Source organism: Allorhizocola rhizosphaerae (assembly GCF_003426775.1).
Classification (GTDB): Bacteria; Actinomycetota; Actinomycetes; order Mycobacteriales; family Micromonosporaceae; genus Allorhizocola; species Allorhizocola rhizosphaerae.
Window position 1 is genome coordinate 1 of record NZ_QJUG01000407.1, and the last position, 3,406, is coordinate 3,406.

A 3,406-nucleotide genomic window follows, 5' to 3' on the forward strand; every position below is an offset into this window, starting at 1 on the left:
GGACGGTCACACCGTCCACAGACGACAATGGCTACTACGGCACGCAGGTGCCGACACAGGCGCCGCGACAGACCCCGCCACCGTCGACGACACCGATCTCGGCCGTGCCGGTGTCCGCCGTCCCGGTCTCCACGCCACCCGCGCCGGCCGTGCCGCCACCCGCGGCCCCGCCGGTGTGGCCACCCGTGCAGGCCGACGTGCCGCCGCAGCGCCCGGTCAAACCGGAGTCGCCGTCGGTCGTGCCGCAGCATGTTCCGTACGCCGACGAGACCATGGAGCTGCCCATCTTCCGCGAGCTCGAGTCGGCGTGGTTCAGCACCCGCCGGAGCGTGCCCGAGGATTCTGCGCCAACCACTCCCGCTTACCCGGCGCCAGACCTTACGATCACCGCACAGTTCGCCACCATTGACACCAACGGCAACGGTGGCGGGCCGAAGGCCGGCTCATACGGGGACGTGCCGGCCTCGACCTCGAAGGACGAGATGGTTACAGCTCAGGCGGGTTGGGGTTCCACCGCTCGGCCGGCGGCAGCAGCCGCAGCCGAGACGGTGCCGGCCGCCTACCGTCCGAGCTGGCAGACCGCCGCCGACGAGGGCTGGGCCGCGGCCACCGCCGCGGCGCACGTGGAGCACGGCGATACGACGCAGGTCGGCCTGCCGCGGCGCACACCCATGGCTCAGCTGGTGCCGGGCGGTGTCGACAAGGGCAGCTCGGCCAACCTGCAGCGCCGTTCGCCCGAGGGCGTCCGTGGATTGCTCTCCGCCTACCACCGTGGCGTGCAGCGCGGCCGCACCCAGCAGCAACAGGACGATGACGTCAATCCGGGCCTGACAGGGGCCGGTGGCCAATCTGGCAAGGAGCACGAGGCATGACCACAACGCAGGATCTAGGTTGGCTTCTGGCCAACTTCGCCGACCGAGTGCCAGGCGTGGCCCACGCGGTCGCGGTCTCCGCGGACGGCCTGCTGCTCGCCGCGTCCCGCGATCTGCCGCGGGACCGCGCGGATCAGCTTGCCGCGATAGCGTCCGGTCTGGTGAGCCTCACCCAGGGGGCGGCCCGCTGCTTCGAGGGCGGCGCCGTGCTGCAGACCGTGGTGGAGATGGACAACGGGTTCCTGTTCCTGATGTCCATTTCGGATGGTTCGTCGTTCGCCGTGCTCGCGTCGCGCAGTTGCGACGTCGGCCAGGTCGGATATGAGATGGCACTGCTGGTCGACCGGGTCGGCGACGCGCTGACCCCGGCGCCGCGCAGCGCCGCCGGAGTGATGGGCTGACGAGGACCCCGCAAAGGGTGTTGAGAGAGGGGGTGACGGCGAACGATGCCAGATAGGGAAGAGCCGACGGGCGCCTTGGTCCGGCCATATGCCGTTACCCGCGGTCGCACCCGGCCGAGGCTGGAAATTGCGATCGAGGCATTGGTGGAGACCACTGTTCGCGGGCGCTCGGCCGGCACCGGCTCGCGCGGCGGACACGGCCGCGAGCATCAGCACATCGCGTCGCTGTGCGACGGCAAGGTGCAATCGCTCGCCGAGATCGCGGCCAGGATGAAGTTACCGCTTGGAGTTGCGCGGGTACTTATCGCCGATATGGCCGCCGACGGGCTGGTCGCGGTGTACGAACCAACCTCATTTGAAAACAACGATGCGGTTGGCACAGAACTGCTTGAGAGGGTGCTGAGTGGACTTCGGAGGCTCTGACATGTCTGCGCGTCCCGCGACGACGGGACGGGTGACGTCAGCGAAGATAGTCATTGCCGGCGGATTCGGTGTCGGCAAGACGACGTTGGTTGGCTCCGTCTCGGAGATCACGCCGCTCACCACCGAAGCCATCATGACTTCGGCCGGCGTCGGCGTCGACGACACGCGCCAGATCCCCAACAAGACCACCACGACGGTGGCCATGGACTTCGGGCGCATATCGATCGACCGCGACCTGATCCTGTACCTGTTCGGCACGCCCGGTCAGACCCGCTTCTGGTTCATGTGGGACGAGCTCGTCCGTGGCGCCATCGGTGCGGTGGTCATGGTCGACACGCGCCGCCTGGCCGACTGCTTCGCGGCCATCGACTTCTTCGAGCACCGCAAGCTGCCCTACCTCATTGCCATCAACTGCTTCGACGGCATGCAGTATCACCAGGCACAGGACGTCCGCGACGCCCTCGCCATCCCGTCCGACGTGCCCGTCGTCAGCTACGACGCCCGCAACCGCGAGTCCACCAAGCAGGTCCTCATCTCGCTCGTGGAGTATGTCCTGTCCATGCGCCGTCAACGCGTCGGAGCCTAGCCAGCGTCACCCACAGGACACTTGGACGGCATACGGCCACGCCGTTGGTGCTTTGATCGGGAGATCTTCGCCATGTCTGGTGACCGCGTCGGCGACGGCACGCACATCGACTCGGTTGAGCCATATGCTGATCGTCTGGGACGGCCTTTACGACACCTGACACCAGACTGGCGCGCGGAGGGCACACGGCCGCGATCACGCACGATCAGCGGCAGATCGGTGCGCCGGCCGTCGGGGAGGGCTACCAGGGCAACCGATCACGCTGGGGAGCACGCTTTAGCCTTGAGGCTATGGATCATATCGATTTCTGCACCATCGAGCAGAAACTCGACGTCGGGGTGTTGCCGACACTCGTCCCGCACCTTAACGGCGTTGCTTTGCCCGACCTGGTTCGCAAGGTTGAGCTGCCCTTTGCACGGCGCGAGGGGAAGCCCGACCTCGCAGGCAGTTACGCGGGTCTGCTCGACGAGCGGGTGCGCTGGCCGGGTCGGCACTACCTCGGCGATCCAGTCCTAAGCTGGTTCGGCGACGGCGACACTGTTCTGCTTGGGTGCGTCTGCAGTGATTGGGGCTGCTGGCCGTTCACCGCGATGGTCACGGTCGAGGAAGAGACGGTCATTTGGTGTGGCTACCGCACCGGGCATCGCGATTGGGACTACCGCGAACTGCGTGATGTTACCTTCGATCGCCGCCAGTACGAGGAAGCGTTGCGGGCGACAGCTCGCTGAGCAGCGGCCTTCACGCTCAAGTCGGTCCGCCTCCGACAACGCACTGTCCATCGGCTTCTTGACGACCGGTGTCTGGTCGGGCACAGGTCGAGGCGACCGGAGGATCGTCTCTCATCGGATGCCCATCGGGAACTGACATGCGTCCTACCGGTCGCTGCGGCGTGGAGCGGCTCAAGAGAGGTATGAGCCACGCAGCACTTTAGATCCCGGCACGCTGCGCCGCCTCGCCGCAGCACCTCACAGTGGCAGGAGCGCAAACACGGGCACAGCGCGGATTGCCACCCCATCACCGCTACACGCGGCACACGGTTGAGTCTTGAAGCGGGGGCGGGGGATCGCTCTGGGCCACTAAAGCCCACCCCAAGCCCCACCCACCCGCAACCGAGAAACCCACAC

General features: G+C 67.1%; 4 protein-coding genes and 1 pseudogene. All 5 read left to right on the plus strand.

Features of this window, described 5'->3' with window-relative positions; all coding sequences use genetic code 11:
- A pseudogene (locus tag DM816_RS41000) lies at positions 1-872 on the plus strand (ATPase); the annotation flags it as partial.
- On the plus strand, positions 869-1,273 hold the full coding sequence (locus DM816_RS41005) for a roadblock/LC7 domain-containing protein (protein ID WP_117215825.1): 405 nt from the start codon (positions 869-871) through the stop codon (positions 1,271-1,273). The pseudogene DM816_RS41000 and the gene DM816_RS41005, both read left to right, overlap by 4 nt.
- A gap of 45 nt (positions 1,274-1,318) precedes the next feature.
- Positions 1,319-1,696, plus strand: a complete 378-nt coding sequence (locus DM816_RS41010) for a DUF742 domain-containing protein (protein WP_117215826.1) — start codon at positions 1,319-1,321, stop codon at positions 1,694-1,696.
- A gap of 1 nt (position 1,697) precedes the next feature.
- Positions 1,698-2,282, plus strand: coding sequence for a GTP-binding protein (locus DM816_RS41015; protein WP_117215827.1), 585 nt, complete (start codon positions 1,698-1,700; stop codon positions 2,280-2,282).
- 290 nt (positions 2,283-2,572) lie between these two features.
- Positions 2,573-3,010 carry a hypothetical protein gene (locus tag DM816_RS41020; RefSeq protein ID WP_117215828.1) on the plus strand — a complete coding sequence of 146 codons (438 nt, stop codon included), beginning with the start codon at positions 2,573-2,575 and terminating at the stop codon, positions 3,008-3,010.
- Positions 3,011-3,406: the final 396 nt, after the last annotated feature.

What these genes read in the sequence shown, in the direction of transcription:
- DM816_RS41005 (WP_117215825.1), top strand. Translation starts at nt 869, where the DNA reads ATGACCACAACGCAGGATCTAGGTTGGCTTCTGGCCAACTTCGCCGAC.
- DM816_RS41010 (WP_117215826.1), top strand. Translation starts at nt 1,319, where the DNA reads ATGCCAGATAGGGAAGAGCCGACGGGCGCCTTGGTCCGGCCATATGCC.
- DM816_RS41015 (WP_117215827.1), top strand. Translation starts at nt 1,698, where the DNA reads ATGTCTGCGCGTCCCGCGACGACGGGACGGGTGACGTCAGCGAAGATA.
- DM816_RS41020 (WP_117215828.1), top strand. Translation starts at nt 2,573, where the DNA reads ATGGATCATATCGATTTCTGCACCATCGAGCAGAAACTCGACGTCGGG.